Raw genomic sequence first — 255 nt, forward strand, 5'->3', positions numbered from 1 at the left:
GATCTGATGATCTGCATCGGCCGCTGAACCTTGCCCCGGATCGGCTGCGCGACGTCCTGTGCAAACGTGAGCAGCGCTATGTCGGATCGCAGCTGACGTTTTCGTTCGAGCGCCAGCGGATCATGCTGGAGGAGACCGCGGTGACGCGCGGGCTGGTCGGTCGCTATGTCGAGACCTACGCGCTTGCCGACGGCAGGCTGGATGTGCGCTGGAAGGGGCATTCCCTAACCTACCGGGTGTTCGACAAGGACCAGC

Annotated in this window: 1 pseudogene; it reads left to right on the forward strand. The window is 63.5% G+C overall.

The annotated features are described in order from the left end of the window. Window positions 1–255 (forward strand): annotated as a pseudogene (locus IB265_RS37970) (ISNCY family transposase); the annotation flags it as partial.

The sequence above is a fragment of the Ensifer sp. ENS10 genome, from assembly GCF_014852025.1.
GTDB lineage: Bacteria > Pseudomonadota > Alphaproteobacteria > Rhizobiales > Rhizobiaceae > Ensifer.